Source organism: Chryseobacterium vietnamense (genome assembly GCF_031454475.1).
GTDB lineage: Bacteria > Bacteroidota > Bacteroidia > Flavobacteriales > Weeksellaceae > Chryseobacterium > Chryseobacterium vietnamense.
Genome location: NZ_JAVDQX010000001.1, coordinates 688665 through 706045, shown reverse-complemented (window position 1 = coordinate 706045; position 17381 = coordinate 688665). Strand labels below are relative to the sequence as shown.

15 protein-coding genes and 1 tRNA gene are annotated in these 17381 nt (G+C 35.4%); 2 read left to right on the top strand and 14 right to left on the bottom strand.

From position 1 onward, the window contains the following. Positions 1-26: 26 nt before the first annotated feature. The 4 genes from J2786_RS03150 to J2786_RS03135 form a co-directional block, all read right to left on the bottom strand. Positions 27-767 (bottom strand): hypothetical protein, encoded by a 741-nt coding sequence (locus tag J2786_RS03150; RefSeq protein ID WP_047431515.1) that lies wholly within the window; start codon positions 765-767, stop codon positions 27-29. Positions 768-978: 211 nt separating this feature from the next. After that, complete coding sequence (locus tag J2786_RS03145; protein ID WP_047431518.1) at positions 979-1521, bottom strand: hypothetical protein; 543 nt, start codon at positions 1519-1521, stop codon at positions 979-981. Positions 1522-1621: 100 nt separating this feature from the next. Next, positions 1622-1993, bottom strand: a complete 372-nt coding sequence (locus tag J2786_RS03140) for a VOC family protein (protein WP_310023945.1) — start codon at positions 1991-1993, stop codon at positions 1622-1624. A gap of 4 nt (positions 1994-1997) precedes the next feature. Continuing rightward, a complete protein-coding gene (locus J2786_RS03135) occupies positions 1998-2858 on the bottom strand; it encodes an alpha/beta fold hydrolase (RefSeq protein WP_047431520.1) in 861 nt (286 codons plus the stop codon). Between the two features lie 274 nt (positions 2859-3132). Here J2786_RS03135 and J2786_RS23075 point away from each other — a divergent pair, with 274 nt between their 5' ends. Next, complete coding sequence (locus J2786_RS23075; RefSeq protein WP_002980068.1) at positions 3133-3276, top strand: bacteriocin-like protein; 144 nt, start codon at positions 3133-3135, stop codon at positions 3274-3276. 27 nt (positions 3277-3303) lie between these two features. After that, a complete protein-coding gene (locus J2786_RS03130; RefSeq protein ID WP_165835290.1) occupies positions 3304-3450 on the top strand; it encodes a bacteriocin-like protein in 147 nt (48 codons plus the stop codon). Between the two features lie 117 nt (positions 3451-3567). On the opposite strand, the gene gwsS is transcribed toward J2786_RS03130, so the two are convergent. The 10 genes from gwsS to J2786_RS03080 form a co-directional block, all read right to left on the bottom strand. Continuing rightward, a complete protein-coding gene (gene gwsS, locus J2786_RS03125; protein WP_310023943.1) occupies positions 3568-4656 on the bottom strand; it encodes a grasp-with-spasm system SPASM domain peptide maturase in 1089 nt (362 codons plus the stop codon). Between the two features lie 163 nt (positions 4657-4819). Then, positions 4820-5746, bottom strand: a complete 927-nt coding sequence (locus J2786_RS03120; RefSeq protein WP_047431525.1) for an ATP-grasp domain-containing protein — start codon at positions 5744-5746, stop codon at positions 4820-4822. After that, a complete protein-coding gene (locus tag J2786_RS03115) occupies positions 5730-6770 on the bottom strand; it encodes a hypothetical protein (protein WP_047431528.1) in 1041 nt (346 codons plus the stop codon). Before J2786_RS03115 ends, J2786_RS03120 begins: the two co-directional genes overlap by 17 nt. Positions 6771-6825: 55 nt before the next feature. Next, on the bottom strand, positions 6826-7086 hold the full coding sequence (locus tag J2786_RS03110) for a hypothetical protein (protein WP_156121437.1): 261 nt from the start codon (positions 7084-7086) through the stop codon (positions 6826-6828). 584 nt (positions 7087-7670) lie between these two features. After that, positions 7671-7755 (bottom strand) — tRNA-Ser (locus J2786_RS03105). A gap of 213 nt (positions 7756-7968) precedes the next feature. After that, entirely contained in the window at positions 7969-8463 is a 495-nt protein-coding gene (locus tag J2786_RS03100; protein WP_047431534.1) for a hypothetical protein, read from the bottom strand. A gap of 87 nt (positions 8464-8550) precedes the next feature. After that, positions 8551-9141, bottom strand: a complete 591-nt coding sequence (locus J2786_RS03095; RefSeq protein ID WP_047431536.1) for a hypothetical protein — start codon at positions 9139-9141, stop codon at positions 8551-8553. Positions 9142-9147: 6 nt separating this feature from the next. Further along, positions 9148-13941 (bottom strand): RHS repeat-associated core domain-containing protein, encoded by a 4794-nt coding sequence (locus J2786_RS03090; protein ID WP_047431539.1) that lies wholly within the window; start codon positions 13939-13941, stop codon positions 9148-9150. A gap of 18 nt (positions 13942-13959) precedes the next feature. Beyond that, complete coding sequence (locus J2786_RS03085; protein WP_047431541.1) at positions 13960-15219, bottom strand: tetratricopeptide repeat protein; 1260 nt, start codon at positions 15217-15219, stop codon at positions 13960-13962. After that, positions 15219-17381, bottom strand: a complete 2163-nt coding sequence (locus J2786_RS03080; protein ID WP_047431544.1) for a type VI secretion system Vgr family protein — start codon at positions 17379-17381, stop codon at positions 15219-15221. Before J2786_RS03080 ends, J2786_RS03085 begins: the two co-directional genes overlap by 1 nt.

Genomic DNA, 17381 nt, shown 5'->3' with positions numbered 1-17381 from the left:
TTTTTACAGGGCTGTTTTTTGCAGTATTATTTTTTATTATCAGGAAATGATGCGGTAACAGTTCCGTTATCATCTAAAAAGTCCAGTTTTGCATCATTATTTTTATCTACACAGAATCTGGCTCTTGGCTTTCCTTTACTGTCAAATAAAAACAGTCCGTTATATTCATCTTTGGTTTTTCCAAGCATCATTCTTGGTGCTCCTCCAATGAGGCCCTGCTGTTCATATTCTTTATATTTTTTCTGTGCCGCTACAGGATCTTTTATCTGATTCAGTTCCGCAAAGATTTCTCCTGTTTTGATTTGCGATTCTTTGGAAGGACGGTCATTAAAATAAAGCCCGCTGGACACTACTCTTTTATCTCCTTTCTTATAATCCTGCGTTAAAAGCTGCATCACCTGATCTCCGTCATACTGATCATACGTCAGAGATAAGCCTGAGCTATGACCGTTTTGATTTTTCTGTCCGTCATAAATAAAACCTCCGCATTCTATTCCTTCTTCATTGAAAAAGAGCATACCGGAACGTTTCTTTCTCGTTTTATTGGTGGGGCTTCCGTTTACTTTTTCTTCTCCCGTAGGAAATTTCCCGACATTGGTAATGATCATTTTAACAGTCCCGTCTTTTTCAACGATATTAATTCTTTCCACATCTATTTCTGTAAATCTCTGATTTCCGGTTGTTTTAAAGGCTGAAGCTGTTAAAAATATAATTCCAATAACTGCTGTAAAGGCAAATGTTCTTAAAAAAATGAGTTCCCTGTTCATAATATTATTGAGTTAATTGTTTTGACAGGTCAAAGCTATGATAACCCCATCTGCTATTCAATCAGAAAACAATGAACTAAGGAAATAAAGACATCAATGAAGGATTTTTGCCATTGAGCATTCTTTACCAGGTCTCTTTTCTTACTTTATCCGGTAAATAAAAACATCCATCAAGAAATGACGGATGTGATATGACGGTAATTTTTATCAATTAATTGGCGGCCGGATCAATAAGTGCCGTTGTTAAACCTAATAACTTTAAAAGGTTTTTGCTGTCGAAAAACAGTGTTGCATAATGTTTTCCTTTTTTAAAAACCAGTTTTGACCCACCTGGAAATTCACTGTCAGCTCCTAACTTTTGTATTTTAGCATGGTATTTACTGAACTTATTTTTGCTATCCTGTAATGTACTTTTATTCAGAACAAGGCCGAAAGGAAGCCCTTCCACCACTAAAGATTTATTGTCTGCAGTTGCGAAAAAAATTTCATTAACAGTATTATCTTTTTCAAGACCGCAATAAAGTTCCAGCCCTGTTTTCATTGGCCATTTTGCATATTTTTCTCCATTGGCATCTTCATAAAAAACGGTCTTTACATTCAGTGCTTTTGATATTTTATCAGGGGTTTGTGGGAATACAAATTCTGAGTTTTTGTCTAGTAAAGAATTTAAAGCGGCTGTTTTTTGTGAAAAAGCTGTCACATTTAATACAAGAAAAAAGAGGGCTGCAATAAAATTGAATGCTTTCGTCTTCATGGAATAATTTAAAATTTTAATGATTTAATAGCTAAGGTATTAAAATTATACAATTCGCTTACTATAATTTCATAAAGAGCCTACTCACCACATCTTACTTTTACTTCTTTTGCTGCAAATTGAACACTGTACCAGCAGGATCAGTAATCCAGTGCATATTTTCAGGTAGCTCTTCAATCTCATCACAGGTTTCCACACCGTTTGACTGCAAATATTGGGTAGCAATTTCTACATCGGGGACAGTAAGCTGTAACCAGGTTTCGGAATGAGTATAGTTGTCGACACAGTCCAGCCAAATAATATTATTTCCGAACTTTACCTCGTGAGTTCTTGAAACCGTAGGGTTATCAATTGGTTTTTCCTCAACTTCCAATTTTAAAATATCCCTATAAAAAGAAACGGTTTTTTCGTATGTACTTTTTGGAATTTTTATGGCAATATTTATTCCTGCTTCAAATTTTGTATTCATCATCAAGCTATTTTAAAAAGTTATTCAGATAGTTCAGAATCATTGCCGTCTGCATCATCAGACTTACATGGGTTTGCCCAGGAGCAATAGCCAGCTGGGATTTTGGTAATTCGCCCATATCGGCAAAAACGTCACCTCCCAATAATTTATAGGTTTTTGAAAGCTCTGTTTTATCCAATCCGTCATTATCCCCGGCAATGATTAAGACAGGTACCGGAATTTTAGAGATATTGTCTTCACCAAGGTCAAAAGGCTTTCGGGCAGAAGCCATCATGTGTTCCAGAAATGGTGTCCATTTTGTTTTATCCGGTGCAACGGCGTCGTAGGCAGTATGCATAGGGCTGTTTGTAAAGAATTCGGGTTTCATTCCTTCAATGGCTTTATTGACTTCAGGCAGCCAGCCTTTGCTCTTATAAGTTGAAGAAATAATAACCAGTCTGTTCACTCTTTCCGGACTTTGTATAGCCAGCTGATAAGCCACTTCTCCTCCAAAACTGTAGCCTGCAACATCTGCTTTATCAATTTTCAGATAGTCCATTACCTTTGTAACATCACTGGCCAAAGTAGCGTGTGATAATTTTCTTTCCGAAAACGGAGTATGCCCATGCCCCTGTAGTTCAAGTGCTATTACTTTCCTGTTTTTGGATAATTCCGGGATCAACTCACCCCAATTCATATCAATCGTCATGAAGGCACCATGTAACAGTACAATAGGTTTTCCTTTACCATAGACTTCGTAGTAAACTTTGATCCCATTTACGAGTGCATAACCACTTTCAGAAGGTTTTATTTTTTGTCCATATGCCTTCGATGCTGTAAGAAAAACAGCTAAGACCAATAATGCAGAGAATTTGAATAAACTTTTCATAATATTATCAGGTTTGGTGAATTAAACTTTTAATCAAAATTACCAAGTCAATCTGAAAACGGACTTGTCACAGGGCAAGATTTTATTAAAATGAAATCAACTCTTTAAGTACAGATTTCAAGGCTTTTTCTGTAAAACAATTTTACTTAATTCCATGAAATAATTACAAAACATCCTACAAGTAAATAATTAAAAAATAAATATTTTTACAATAATTCTACAATAGTTGATAAAATTTTATTAATTTCGAATTGAACTAAACGTAAAAATTATTATGAAAAATTTAAAGAAAATCGAAAGACAGGAATTGAAAACAATTAAGGGAGGCATTGACTGCAGAGGTGGTCAACTATGTTTAATCGGTGGTAAGTGGCAATGTATGCCTTACGACGGATGTGGTGGTGGAAACCAGCCTTAATCTTAAGTTTAACGCAATTACTTGACTATGAAAAATTCTAAAAAAATTTCAAGAGACCAATTGAAGAGCATTAATGGCGGAGCGGTAAGCTGCTCTGAAGCATGCTGTCCACCTCCGGGAATTAAAAGATGCCCGTGGGTAATCTGTATAGCACCATGTGAGATTTTAAGTTAAAAAGACTTTATGCTCAAAATAAACCCTGCAATTCACAAGATTGCAGGGCTTTTTATATTTTTAAATAAATAATTCAAATGGAAAAGATTCTAAACCTTCTTTTCCAGAATGGTAATTTTATTTCTTGAGAAAATCTTGCATTTTGTAATGCTCAATTGCTTTTTGTTTCAAAGGGTTTATACTCCATTCTTCCCATTCACCAGTATAAGGATTATAACCACATTTCAAAGGTTTAGATACATCCAGCCCTTCATTCTTTATGCTTGTTTGTTCAGTATAGGCTCTACAATCGGTACAGATATAACGGAATTCGCAATCTTTACAGACTTCAATACTATCTTTAGTTAAGTTCCAATATTTTTTAAATTCAGGATGATTGAGAGCAGTTTCTAATGTTGTTTCGTGTATGTTCCCAAAACTTTGAGACATGGAGGGACAGTTTTTAATGTTGCCTTCTATATCTATTGCTATTTTTTTATGAAGACAGGAATTATGCTGTTCTGCTTCTAGATAAAAGTTACGATTAAGATTGATATTTTTTAAATCAATCAGCCCACAACTTAATGGGATACTAATTTTATTTTTAATCACACTTAGATGAACATGATCTAAAGTTTGAAAAAACTGTTCCTTATAGGAATGCAATATAAAATCAATAAACTTATTTGAAATTTTGTAATGATTCTCTTTGATAAATGTAACTAATTGTAAGTCATAACTTACAACAACGGACACTTCATTAATACTGGAATCATTCAACAAATTTAATTTACCTATTACTTTTATTACATCATTTAATTCCAGTTCTGAAAATCTGATCTGTAAATATTTAATTTTCAAATCATAAATCTGTTGTATCAGTACATCATTTAAAACACCAGAATTGTTCACATCCAAAATCAAATAGTCAACATATGATGGAGTTTCTCTAAATTCTGAGGTACCCTGAAAAGTCAACAATTCTTTCAGAGAATTTACAATAATACCTAGTTTATTATCTAAGATAAAATGAAGATACTCTTCTAATGTTTGCAATCTCACACTATCTAATTGTTTTTTTAACACAGCATAGTTTTGATGTTCATTTGATAATAAATCAAAAAAAGCAATCGGAATGAATTGTAAAAATCCGCTGCTAGCATCTAAAATAATACAATTTTTTGCACCTCTAGTAATTTTAACTGAGTCAAATAGCTTTAAAAACATGTTTAATATAAAAGGGAATAATGTTTTTGTGAACGAAAAATCTTTGTCTTTCTACTTTGCTTATCTTTATTTTCGGAATATTTAACCAGAGACACACTGTTACTTTTCTTCCATTCTTGTAGAGAATGTTCAATTCCTTTTAAGTATAGCTCTTTTTTTTCTTTCATAGTAAATCTGCAATATGTTTTTCTATTTGATAATTTCCATAATAGCTCACTTGATGAAACTGTCCTAATGGATTCACTTCTAAAAAATAGTACTCTTCATCAGATTTTAATAAATCAACCGTTCCACACTTTAAGGCTAGTTTCTTTGCTAAGATTAAAATTTTCTTTTTTAGCTCTGGTGGTAGTATAAGAGGAAGATACCTTTTGTCTTTCTCCTTTATGTTCCTAATATCAACACTGCCTGAAAAATCAAATGTAGCTATTGCCCAAACCTGCTTCTCAAAAAAAAACACCCTTATTTCATAAAGACAATGAATTTTTCTCTGGATTAATGAAGGTATAATATTTTCTTTTTTATTATGTATATTATTTACATCTAGTTCATGTGTGTAGTTCAAGTACAAGCCATATTCAACAATAATAGGCTTCATTTCGGAGATTGCTTTGGTAATATAGGCCTGAGACATATCGATCTGTTTCAAGTCATTCATCTCTGATAAAATGTAAGTATCGGGAATTTTTAGGCCTAAAGATTTTGCTAGAAATAAAACTTCTAATTTATTAACTTCTTTTGTCAAAAGGTTTCCAAAGATACGAACCCCATTTACCCTGAAATAATAATAGATAAACTCCGATATGGATTTAAGTTCTGAATTATAAAAATCAACTAAAATACTATCAATATCCCCAGGTATTGTTTCATAATAAATTCCTCCATTTCTATAAAATACCGAAGTGAAGTCTCCTAATTCGTACTCAATGGCTCCAATAGAAATTTTGAAAATATTATTTTTAAAATCAAAACAGACCTTGTTGATATGTTGGCTCTCACTTAAGCGAACAAATTGTTTATTTTGATAAGACAACCAAGTACAAATTTCATCGGTAATGGTGTCATTGTCAACACTAATGATTAATATCATCTAACTTTAGCAAATACTTCTTAAATGACTCAGCATCATTATTATTCTTAAACTGAAAACCTTCTATAGTAATGCTTGTAAAAACATAATCTTTATTATTTAAAAAGAATATACTTTTTTGGATTTCTTCTTCAGTGGATGTCAAACCTATTAATTTTCTTTTTCTATTAATCTCTTTTATTTTAGTATTTACTTCTGCAGCTCTCTTTTCTGGTAAGATTGCTTCAGATATATAGCAACAGTCTGTTTTCTCACCCTTAACAAATTGATAAATTTTAAAAAATGAGTAATTCTTTGTTCCATTATTTAAATCAAACAGTTGCCCTGCTACATCCGGAGTAACCTTTCCATTATTTAAAGCCTTTACTATTTCATTGGAAAAATTAACTTTCTGGCTGCTATAAAGATTAGTTGCTAATTGATGCCAAATAATGTAATAAAATTTTTGATAAAACATCTTATTTGCAGAATTCAAACCTATATTATATTCATTAGGAAATCCTTTTTTTTGAATCAATTTGAGTAATTGTACAGATGCAGTACTGTCACTTTTAGTAAGTTCCTTTTTATAAGCACCATAATTTCCTCCCGATAATTTTCTGTAGTATTGGTCAATCTCATATAATGAATCCAGGCTTTTTTTATATTGTAAATCAATCTTATTCTCACAAGGTTTTACCTTATATAAATCTAAATTTTTAAAATTGTCAGCCGCAAAATCATTTTCAAATTCCTTTCCTAAACACTTCAAAGATTGATAGTAGTGATAGGCAGTTTGAAAATCTCCAATTTTTATAGCTATATTCATGCTGTTTTGTAAGTCTTTTGCATGGGGATACTTCAACTTTTGAAAAGCTTCTTTATATAGTTTGTTTGCAACGCTCAAATCATTGGTAATAATTTTATTCTCAGCTCCATTTGTTAACTCATAATACTTAATAAGATCCTGATTTATTAATTCATAATCTTGAGCATGAGCTAAAAAATTGATTATAATAAACAAAAAAACTAATATATTTTTCATTGATGTTCATTTATAATAAATGAGAAGCAATTTTACTTCCCATTTATTTTTAGTTCTAGGGATTACAAGACTTATCAATTGGATAGGTTCCATTGTATCCCATTCCTCCATTATGGAAATCCAAATCACTTGTGTACCCTGTACATACGCACGCACCTCCAGGACCAGAAGGCAATTCAACTTCCCCGCCACCTGTAACACTTGGCTCTATAGATAAAAATGATTTTACAGGTTTCCCCTCTCCCCCTAAAATTTTGCTTAGCATCTCATTTTGAAGCTGAAAATTTTCCAGTTTTTGTAATAATTTTGTTTTCATCAAATAATTTTTAAATTGTTTATATTTTTTATAAGATTCATCACCGATACAACAATCAACAAATGAATCACACAACAAACAAACAGATTCCTTGAGACAAAATCAAATTTTATTAGATCTTTTTAAAAATTATAGTTTTTCCAAATTATATAATATATTAACATAACCATTCACAATAGTTTAGATTTTATAAAAAAACAATGCGACTGCTATTTCATCAACTAACTGATCTGTTTTTTGATTTAAATTTTAAACTATTGTGAATGGTTATGTACAAACTGTTCTTATTAAAAATAAACTATTTAATCCGTAATAGTAAGAACTCCTTTCATGATAAATTCCTATTTCTAAAGAAAAATAGGATGTTATTTTTAAGGTATGATCAAAAGAGATTCAAAATAGAAAATAATAACAACTTATTAAAGCTTTCGAGATGATAACAGGGATAAGAATTTGGTTGTATTCAGAAAATTCTTTTTTAAGTAAGCACTTCTAATAATTATTTTGAATATTTAGAAGTGCAAACAGGAAGAAGGAAAAACAAAAAACCTACTGATATAATCAGTAGGTTTTGTTGATACTTGCGGAGAGTGAGGGATTCGAACCCCCGGACCTGTTACAGTCAACAGTTTTCAAGACTGCCGCAATCGACCACTCTGCCAACTCTCCTTCAACTCCGGTAGTACCGTTGTTTTCAGTGGTGCAAATATAGAAAGTTTTTTATTACTGACAAAATATTTTTTCAATAAAATTCGTATTTCTGGTGTTTTAAAGAGACAGCAATGCCCTTAACCAAATAAAATTTGAATATTAAGATCTCAACATCAGATATTTAAACTCAGGGATGAAATATTTACGGTTCAATATTTTTTCACTAATTTTTTAACCATAGTAATACTCGGTAGTCACGTCTCCGCTAAAAGTTGGGTACATATCCTGTTTCTCCATATGTAACTCAAATAATCTTTCGCCGTTTTTACTTCCTCCCCGTATTTTTAAAGAATGCCATCCGTTTTCCAATGATAGCGTAATACTATTTTCCTCATTAATTGTAGTAATATCTTTTAAATAGCCGATTCCTACAATTTTCACTTCATTATTAGCCGTCTGGAATACCCAGCCTCTTGATTCTACTTCCACTTCATCATCATTCAGGATTTTTTCCTCATTCACAGAAACCCTGAATGCATAATAGTCTTCCTCTACTCCTATGATTGGAATAGCAATTCCTGATTTTGTTATTTCATCCCCGTGTTCGTTTTCTACAAAATACTTTAAAATATTATTACCTGAAAGATGATTTTCTTCCAGATATTTTGCTAACAGCTGTGGACTAAACACCACGAAACCTTTAAGTTCTGAGAATATTTTCTTCATATATGGATTGGATTTGGATTAAATTTCGTCTACCTTTTTAAATTTGACAGGCGGATCCGTCATATCATTAAAATAGGAGGTTCGGTATTAGCTGATCATATTTTCCTCATTGAATGCTATAAAATCATTTTGCGAAATGTTGTCAATACTATCTATAAGTCTATCTTCTGCAGCTATTTCATTATCATAAAATTGTTCAAGATATTCTTCACTTTCTTCATCATCTCCATCAGGATTATCTGTAAAAAACTCTTCAGATTTCAGGTTATTGATTACATCTAAAGTATAATCTATTGTTGATTTTATCTTCGACTCCTCTCCTTTTACAATCTTTATGATATTGGTTGCAATCATGACAATATTCACTGCAATTGCGGCCTGATAACTACTGTATTCATCGTCTTCAGGAGCTAACTGATCCAGATTATTAAACCTCTCAATATCTGAATAATTTAGCTCATTACCCATAAAAACATGGTTGAAAACATAGTCTGAAAACTCAGTAAGCAGCGTACTCCCATTCTTAAAACGCTGAGCATAATCATAATCATCATCTTTAATTTCCTCTTCAAAAAGTTGATACAGGTCTTTAATTCTTATAAGTGATGACAGATTAAATTTGATTTTATTTTCTTTACTAAGGTTTAATGATTTTTCTTTAACTGAATTTTCGCTCATGTCTGTTTATTTATATTTTGGTTGATATTTTCCTTCAGGAATGTGGTACTTCCCTCCTTCCTGTCTATTTTTACTAAACTTACCTGTTGTACCTTCTTCAAATTTAACATTATTATTGTTCATGTGATGCTCACAATCAATACAAATTTTCGTGCTAGGTTCAATTTCCTTAATTCCTTTTTTAGCATTAATTAAAGCTTCCTCAGCGTGAACATTGTCTGCTTTACTTTGTATCACAGTAACTCCCATTTCTTTTGCCCATTCTTTTATCTGTCTTGGTACATATTTCTTACTTGAAGAAACATAGTAATTACCATTACCATCCGTTCCTACAGCCGTGACACTGAATCCTTTGGCATCACCAAGAGTACTGTGGGCATCCTTAACTAACTCCTGTAAAAAGTTAACAGGATCATTATGTAGACCAAAAACATCTACCCAAGTATTGCTGTCACTTACAAAAGCATACATGGTATCGTTATTACCCAGTAATCCAATAGGATCTTTTGATATATACGTTCCGGAAGAAGAATCATAATATCTCCATCTGTTATAATAAATCCCTTCCACTTCCTGATCTGCATACTGGCCAAGTTGACGGAATGGAATAAAATACAGGTCTCCTGTACAATCTCTGAGGTTTCCATAGATATCAAACTCAGCCTTCCAGATCAGCTCTCCTTTTTCATTATAGGACTGCATGGGTCTTCCAATATAATCTGAAACGATACTGAAGCGCTCTCCATTTATAATTTTTGCACAAGGACAAAATGCGCCTCTTTCGTATACCCACGTTACGATATTTTCTGTTACTTCATCTTCTTTTTCCCATTCACCTGCATCAGTGATGTGGGTTTTAGGAATTTCTTCTATATCATAACTCCATTCATGTAAAAGGACATTAGCATCCCATACAAATCGGGTTACTTTATTTTCTGTGATTTTTGAAATTCTCCGTCCAAGTGCATCATATTCAAAACGTACTTCTTTACTATTGGGACGTTTTACTTTTGCCAGCATTCCGTTGGCATTCCACGAATACGCCCAATCTCCGGATTCCCATTCTGGATTCTGGATTTCTTCTGAAAGGCCAGTATGTACATCAGGCAAATCGGTTTCTTTCAGTATTTTTTGATTACTAAACCAATCTGAAGCTATGGGTTTGTAATAAGGATGAATATTTTCCTGTTTTTCGGTAGGTTCAGGTTTAATATTATTGATCGGCCGCTTACTTTTTAAGAGTAAATTTCCCTCTTCATCATAATGATAAAACCAGTTTTTATCCCGCATAAGCTTTCCACCTTTGTCGTAAATACGGTCATTTCTTCTGGCACTTTCATACAGACAACCTGTTTCATCAGGGTTTTTATACTGTACTTCGCCGTTGGAATATTCTGCTGCCACCAGGCTTCCGAAAGCATCATAGTCGAATCTTGTTCTTCCTCCCGTAACTCTGTCCAATACATGTAGCAGACGGCTTCCAGCACTCCAGTCATAATCTTTATGGACTTTGGTACTGGTTTTATTCACCACTACTTTCTGACTTACAGGCATTCCGATGTGATCAAATTCAAAGGTACTTTCTACCCCACCAGTCATTTCGCGGGAATACATCTGTCCGTTACGGCTAATTTCAAGATTCATATTCCAGGGTAGATCCGAATTTTGACTGGACGCTGCTACTGTTATTAGCTGATCAAAATCATTATAAGAATAATCGATTTCTGCACCCAAACTGCTTTGTAAGCTGATCAGATTACCATGATTGTCGTATTCATACTGAATGGAATGCTCACCTTGCTGCTCACTGGTAACCAATCCCAGTTTATTTCTCCGGAAGAGAACGCTGCTGCTTTCATTATCTGCCCTTATCAATAATCCTGAAGTATCATACTGATAAGCTTCCCAGGTTCCATCCGCATAATGTGCCTGGGTCAATCGGCCAGCCAGATCATATTCATAAAACACATTTTTTCCAAGAGGTGTCCGGCTTTGGCTCACCAGGCCGTCTTTATCCCTTATATAGAATTTCTTCTGACCGTCAAAGCCTGTTTCGCCAATGATGTCATTGTTATTATTTCTTTCAAAAGAATAGCTTTCTCCTTTTTCATTGGTAATGCTCATTAAATTTTCATACGCATCATATCCGAAGACTAAAGTTTCTTCTTTTTTATGGGTCTGTGCATTGCGTCGCACCTGACGTTTCAGGCTTCCCATCGGCGTATAACTCATCAGCCATTCTGCATGCCCGTCTGTAGCATATACAGGAAGGTCATAAGCATCATAACTGACTTTTAACGGCAATTGCCCCTGTTCATTCATTTCTATAACCCTTCCTATTTTATCTCTGTTCCAAAGAGTTTTGTTCAAAGGTTTTGGACTATAAATCAGAAGTCTGCCATAAGCATCATACTTCCAGTACTGCTCTGCTCCGACATTATTCGTCAGCTGGATTAGCTGGCCTCGGTCATTATATCCATAGTGGGTAATTATATCTCTTTTAAAACTTCTTTCAGGCACTTTCCCTCCGTCAGGATATTCATAGCTGATAGTTTCTTCTGTAGGATCGGTGTAACTTAACAACTTTCCATCCTGATCATAATGCCATATTTCTGAAGCTCCTGAAGGGGAAAAGCGAGCCGTAACCTGTCCGTACTCATTGTAATGGTAATGATATTCTTCTCCATCTGGAGTATGGTAAATTTTGATATTTCCCATCTCATCATAAGTATATCCGTGAACGCGTCCTTCCGGAGTTCCCATCATCTTCAGTTCATTGTGGGCTGTGTAATCATACCAGGTTTCGCCTCCTTCTCCATCTACCTTTTTGTAAACCAAAAAGTTTTCATCATAATGATATTCTTCTGTTTTATTATTTTGCTTTGGGTATATAACTTCTGTGAATCCCTCGTCATCATGGTAATGAATTTTTCCTTCCATATACCCATCCAAACCTTTGGTATGCACTACTCTTCCCTTTTTGTCATATTCCCACTGATAGCTCATCCCGTTTCGGTTGGTTCTTCTCACTACTTCGTTTTTTCCATTATATTCAAAAGCAATTGCTTTTTTGTGAATATCCCAGACATGAGTAAGATTTCCATGCTCATCATAATCATAACGAACCTGCAGATCTTTCTGCTTTTTATAACAATAATAAACTTCCGTTATTTTTTTATATTCAGGATGGATTACAGTTTCTATACTGAATCCGCTATTAACGTCTTTGATAGTTTTCAGGACAATATTGCGATCTTCATAATCATATTCCCGAATTGTTCCGTCACCAAATTCAATACGAGTTACTTTATATATGGCTCCTTCCGAAATATGATGAAAACGTCTATAAGTATAGACATCAATCCCTTTGCGTATCACCCAGATACTGCTGTTTGGTCTGTACTGCCATATTTTCTGATCTCTGAAATAAGCCATTTCTTCTCCAATCTCAGGTGCAGGAATCAGCATGGCTATATTTTCATCAGGATGCATCCAGCCAGCCAGCTTATTATCTTCTTCAGGCAGAATAAACAGATCATGATTATTGAAAACGCCATTTCCAAGAGGTCCAAAGTCATAAGGCCGGTCGCTGTGCCAGATATTTTTCCAACTTAAGGGTGTACTGCCCTGAATAATAAAATCATCCCATTCGAAAACCATGGCGCCAGTTGCAAAATTCACAGGTTCAAGTCCGAAATGACATAATTTTTTGGATAAGGCGTTTGCAAATTTGAATTTATTGAACGGAGCTTTTTTAAGGACACTGTTATTGAGTTTTTTTAAACCGTTAGCTCCCAGTTTTCCAATTTTCTTCGTTAAACTTCTCATTAAAAACATCCCTGCAAGACGCATCAGCATTTCTCCAGGGGTATAGGTATGCGGCACAAAGGCTCCTCCCACCAATACAGGCCCTCCCGTATTGATCTGGATATACATACTCGAAAAGTTATTATAGAAAGCAAAATAGGCCAATGGATTTTTCTTTGGTTTATTTGGCATTGCAGGCAGCATGGTCATTCCGAAAGGGAATCCCATACAGGTTAATACCTGCTGGGGCTGGTTTCCACTCATTTTACTTCCCTGTGCTAAAACAGTCTGTGAGCCATAATAAACCTCTCCTTCGTGTGGAGCTTCCTGAGGAAAAGGAATGATATACACAGGAATAAGTGATGTAACGTGTCTGAATGGAATAACAACTCCCATTACACTGGTTGTGGTAGTAGCTTTATGTCTTCCATGAACATATATTGAACCTCCCATCGGAATACTTTCCGGAAGAGAGGGCATCAGATTTCTTGCAAATTGCGGAACTGGAATTTTGATCGTAATATAATCCATAATATCAAAAACAATTCCGATAAAAGGATGTGGCAATGGCAACGGAATAAGCATGAATGAAGGTGGCGGCGGAATGAGAGTCCAGTGGATATCAATGGCCAGTACAATATCAAAATGCTTACTCGTATGCTGAATAGCAGTAGAAGGCATTGCAGGATTATTGACTTTAATCAGTTTCACTTTGCTTTCCGGAGCCGCTATTTCTGCAGTCACAGCACTGTCTCCACCTCCGCCTCCACTACTTTTAGCTGGCTGATCAGCATCTCCTCCTGCTATGGATTTAACCATGGAAACAGGATTCAGGGAATCAAAATTATTTTTCATTCCGTTCTTCCATCCCTGTGTAGTTTTATCCCAACTTACCGAAGTAACGTCTGTGTTTACCTTCAAAGAGCGATCCGGGTTCATGTCCGGATTCGTTACCTTGATTGGTTTTACTGTTTTCTTATTCAGATCTGCCATGATTCTTTTAATTTGAGATTACCCTGCTTTTGGTTTTTCTACACTCACCTTCCAGTCATCACCAAAATAAGTCTTCATTTCATTGTCCAGTATTGTTTTTTTGTTGGTATCGCCTTCATATTTGAGAATAAGCATTGAAGCTACAAACCTCAGACTGCTCTGTTCTCTTGCCGAAGATTCCATCAATTTTGCTATGTCCAGACATTTTTCAAAATACCGGATCATTTTATCTTTTGTCAGAACCGTATCATTCAATGTAGCAATGATTCTGTAACACTCAATCGCCATTGCATATTCTCCTATTTTCTGAGCGGTTTCTGCGGCTTTTTCAAATATTTTTTCTGCTTTGGACTTTTTGGAGTTCCCTAACAAGTAGCTGCCATAATTCATGTACATCTGAACTTCCAAGGGTGTATCCGGCTCTACTTCTTCTAATATCATCTGATAGGTATCTTCCGCTTTATCTTTCTTCCTGTCTGCCGTATAAGTCTGTGTAAGCATAAAATAGGCAGAGATTTCTCCCTGTTTATTCTTTTGTTCTTTGGCAAGCTTCACTGCTGTTTTCAAGGCTTGCTCTGCTTCTTTGAATCTTTCCTTGCTTAAATGATTACTTGCTATAAGAATCTGCTGTTGAAAGTCCGTATCCGGACTATTCTTCTTTCGGTTGGTATGAGCAGCCGTATTCTGCATTAACTGATGAATGTCTACCTCTATTCTGAAGCTATGTGCTGAAGAGATCTTGGGCAAAGTTCTGTAAGTGTGATGCTCAGCCCAGACCAGTTTAATATCTTTATTTCCCGTTCTTTCACAGATACTACACCATTCTTTCACCCATAAAGCAAGTTCTCCGGTATCACTAATTCTGAGCGGAGCAATGTAGAGGTATATTTTAGCATCCTTAATATTCGGGAAGTTTTTCTTTAATTCCATTAAAGGATAAAAGGCTTTGTAAGCATCTGTTTTAAATTTTTCTTCCGGGTTTTTCAGCTCCCATTGCGGAATATTCTCTTCGCTTTTCTTCAGCATCTCGTAGAACTCAGTCCATTCATCCAATAAGGTTTGTCCGAAAGAGGCCATTCCTTTAAATTCCTGATAGTGCAGTAAAAAAATATCATTTCCATCCTCATCTTCAGAAAGCTTCGATTTAATAAATCCATCAAAAAGATCGGTTTCATGTTTTTCTCCCCAACAGATCAGCATGGGTTTTTCTTCATTCTTCGAAACAACTTTCTGCCATTGTCTTTTTAATTTAACCAGCTCCAAATCTACAGGATTCATTAATTCAGTTTTACAGTTCCACTTACAATATTCGTTTCGCTTCCCCCGCCGACATTAATTTTGCCTCCACTGCTAAGATTGGCTTCAGTATCACCTCTCATGGAAAGCGTATTGGTTCCGATATCCAGGGTATCAGATTTGATTCCAACACCGGAAGTAGGCTCACCGTCTTCAGGTCCTACTCCAACACCAATACTCGTTGTTCCACCAACACCAATATTGACTCCCTGTACAAATATTTCTTTTCCTTTAATCTGGATATTCCCATCTTTATCCATATAGATTGAACTGCTTCCGCAATTCAGCGTAATGGAAATTTTGCTGTCTATGCTTATATTTCCTGCTCCATCCAGAAAAACAGAATTCTGATCTTTATCTTTCACGGTAATTCCACCAGCATCGTCCAGACTCATTGTATGTCCGCTTTTACTGCTTAAGCTTTTAATATTATTTCCGGCACCGCCGCCACCGCCAACTCCGCCATGGAACATTCCTCCCATCACAAACGGACGGTCAGGATGCTGGTGTGCAAAATTGACTACTACCTGATCTCCTTCTTCCGGAATTGCCATGAAACCACGGTTTTTACTCACTTTTTCGCTTCCGCCGCCATCCGGAGTCATTACCCTGATATATTCTGTGGTGGTAGAACCGTTTTGCCAGTCGAACTGAACTTTAACCCGTCCCTGATTTAAAGGATCTGCATTGGAAATTACTTTGGCAAATTGTGCATCTGCTTTTGGAGTATGAAACTCCGGGCGCGGAATAAATCCAGTATCAGAAGCTATAGCCTCAAAAGTTCCGGTGTAATATCCTCTGGCATCTACCTCATGATGCATATCTGTAATCATCAGTTTGGTAAAATAGGTCGTTTCACTGCTTTCAGCTTTTCTCATCTCAATATCTGCAATACAGCCAGGATAAAGAAATGGCACTGTGGTAATTCCTGAAATAACAAATACTTCAGCAGCCTTACTTCCGGCTGTTCCTTTCTGGGAATTTTCCACATCCATAAAAGACACCGCTTTTATGGGAGCTACCCTTAACGAGGGAGTTGTAAAAGTTTTTCCTGAAATTTCATACGCTCTTTTGGCTATATCAGAGGTATGATTAATTTTTGAATTCCCTGCAGTCAGCTTTTCATTTTTACTGCTGTTATAACCATAAAATGAAGGATTCACATGCTGGGCTTTCATTTTTATTTTAACATCGCTCACACTGCTGCCATAGGTGAGCTTTACAGGCTTTTCCTGAGGAGGAAGTTTCCCGAAATGCAATACTTCACCATCATAATAGAACTGTTCACCATAGGCTTCTGCAATTCTGGCCAGATAGTTATAATGGGTCTCTTCATATTGTGAGCTGTAGGAAACGTTTCCATGGGCGGCATCTACTCTAAAATCAAATGTACCTTGTCCCAGACCTTCTTTGATCACCTGATCTGCAATACTGTTAAGACTGATTTCCTGCGTTCCGCCAAAACTTTGAATATGAGGAGCTGCATCTAAAAGCACTGTCGGGCTTGATCCCGTAAGAACAATATTTCCCAGACTTCCTTTTTCCTGGCTAAAACCAACCTCTGTGATAACTCCTACAAAGTTTCGTTCCGGACCGTCTTCAACATCTTTATACCTGAAAATTACAGTAATTCTTTTTCCAAGAAAGTTTTGAGCTTCTTCCAGGTTATGGTTTTCTGAACTTCCTAAAGTATCGTGAGCAAGCATCAAGTCGAATTCATGATGTTTTACTGCACTTTGTTTTAGCTGAAAATGCTTGAAATGTTTAATTACTTTTCCGTCAATTACGATTTCAAGTTTTACCACACGATTGATTCCTGCCACCTGGTTTCCCGGTATCGTACTGGCATTATAAATTCCTGAAGTAGGCTGTTTAGCCCATACTTTATCTTCTACCAGTGTGGGAGGGTTCGGTTGTTTAACCTGGTTCATAAACATTTGGGAGCCGTTTTGAGCCATTCCGGTATATGCCTGAGCCTGAACCATTTTTTCTGTAGCTTTTTTAACAGTTTTGCCCGATTTTTCCTGTACCTCCTGCGCAGCTTTGCTAACTGCCTGATCTGTCAAAGTTTCTTTAATATTCTTTACAGCTGAGATTTTATCTTTGGAAACAGGCATTTTGGGTGAATGATCGTCCTGAAACAT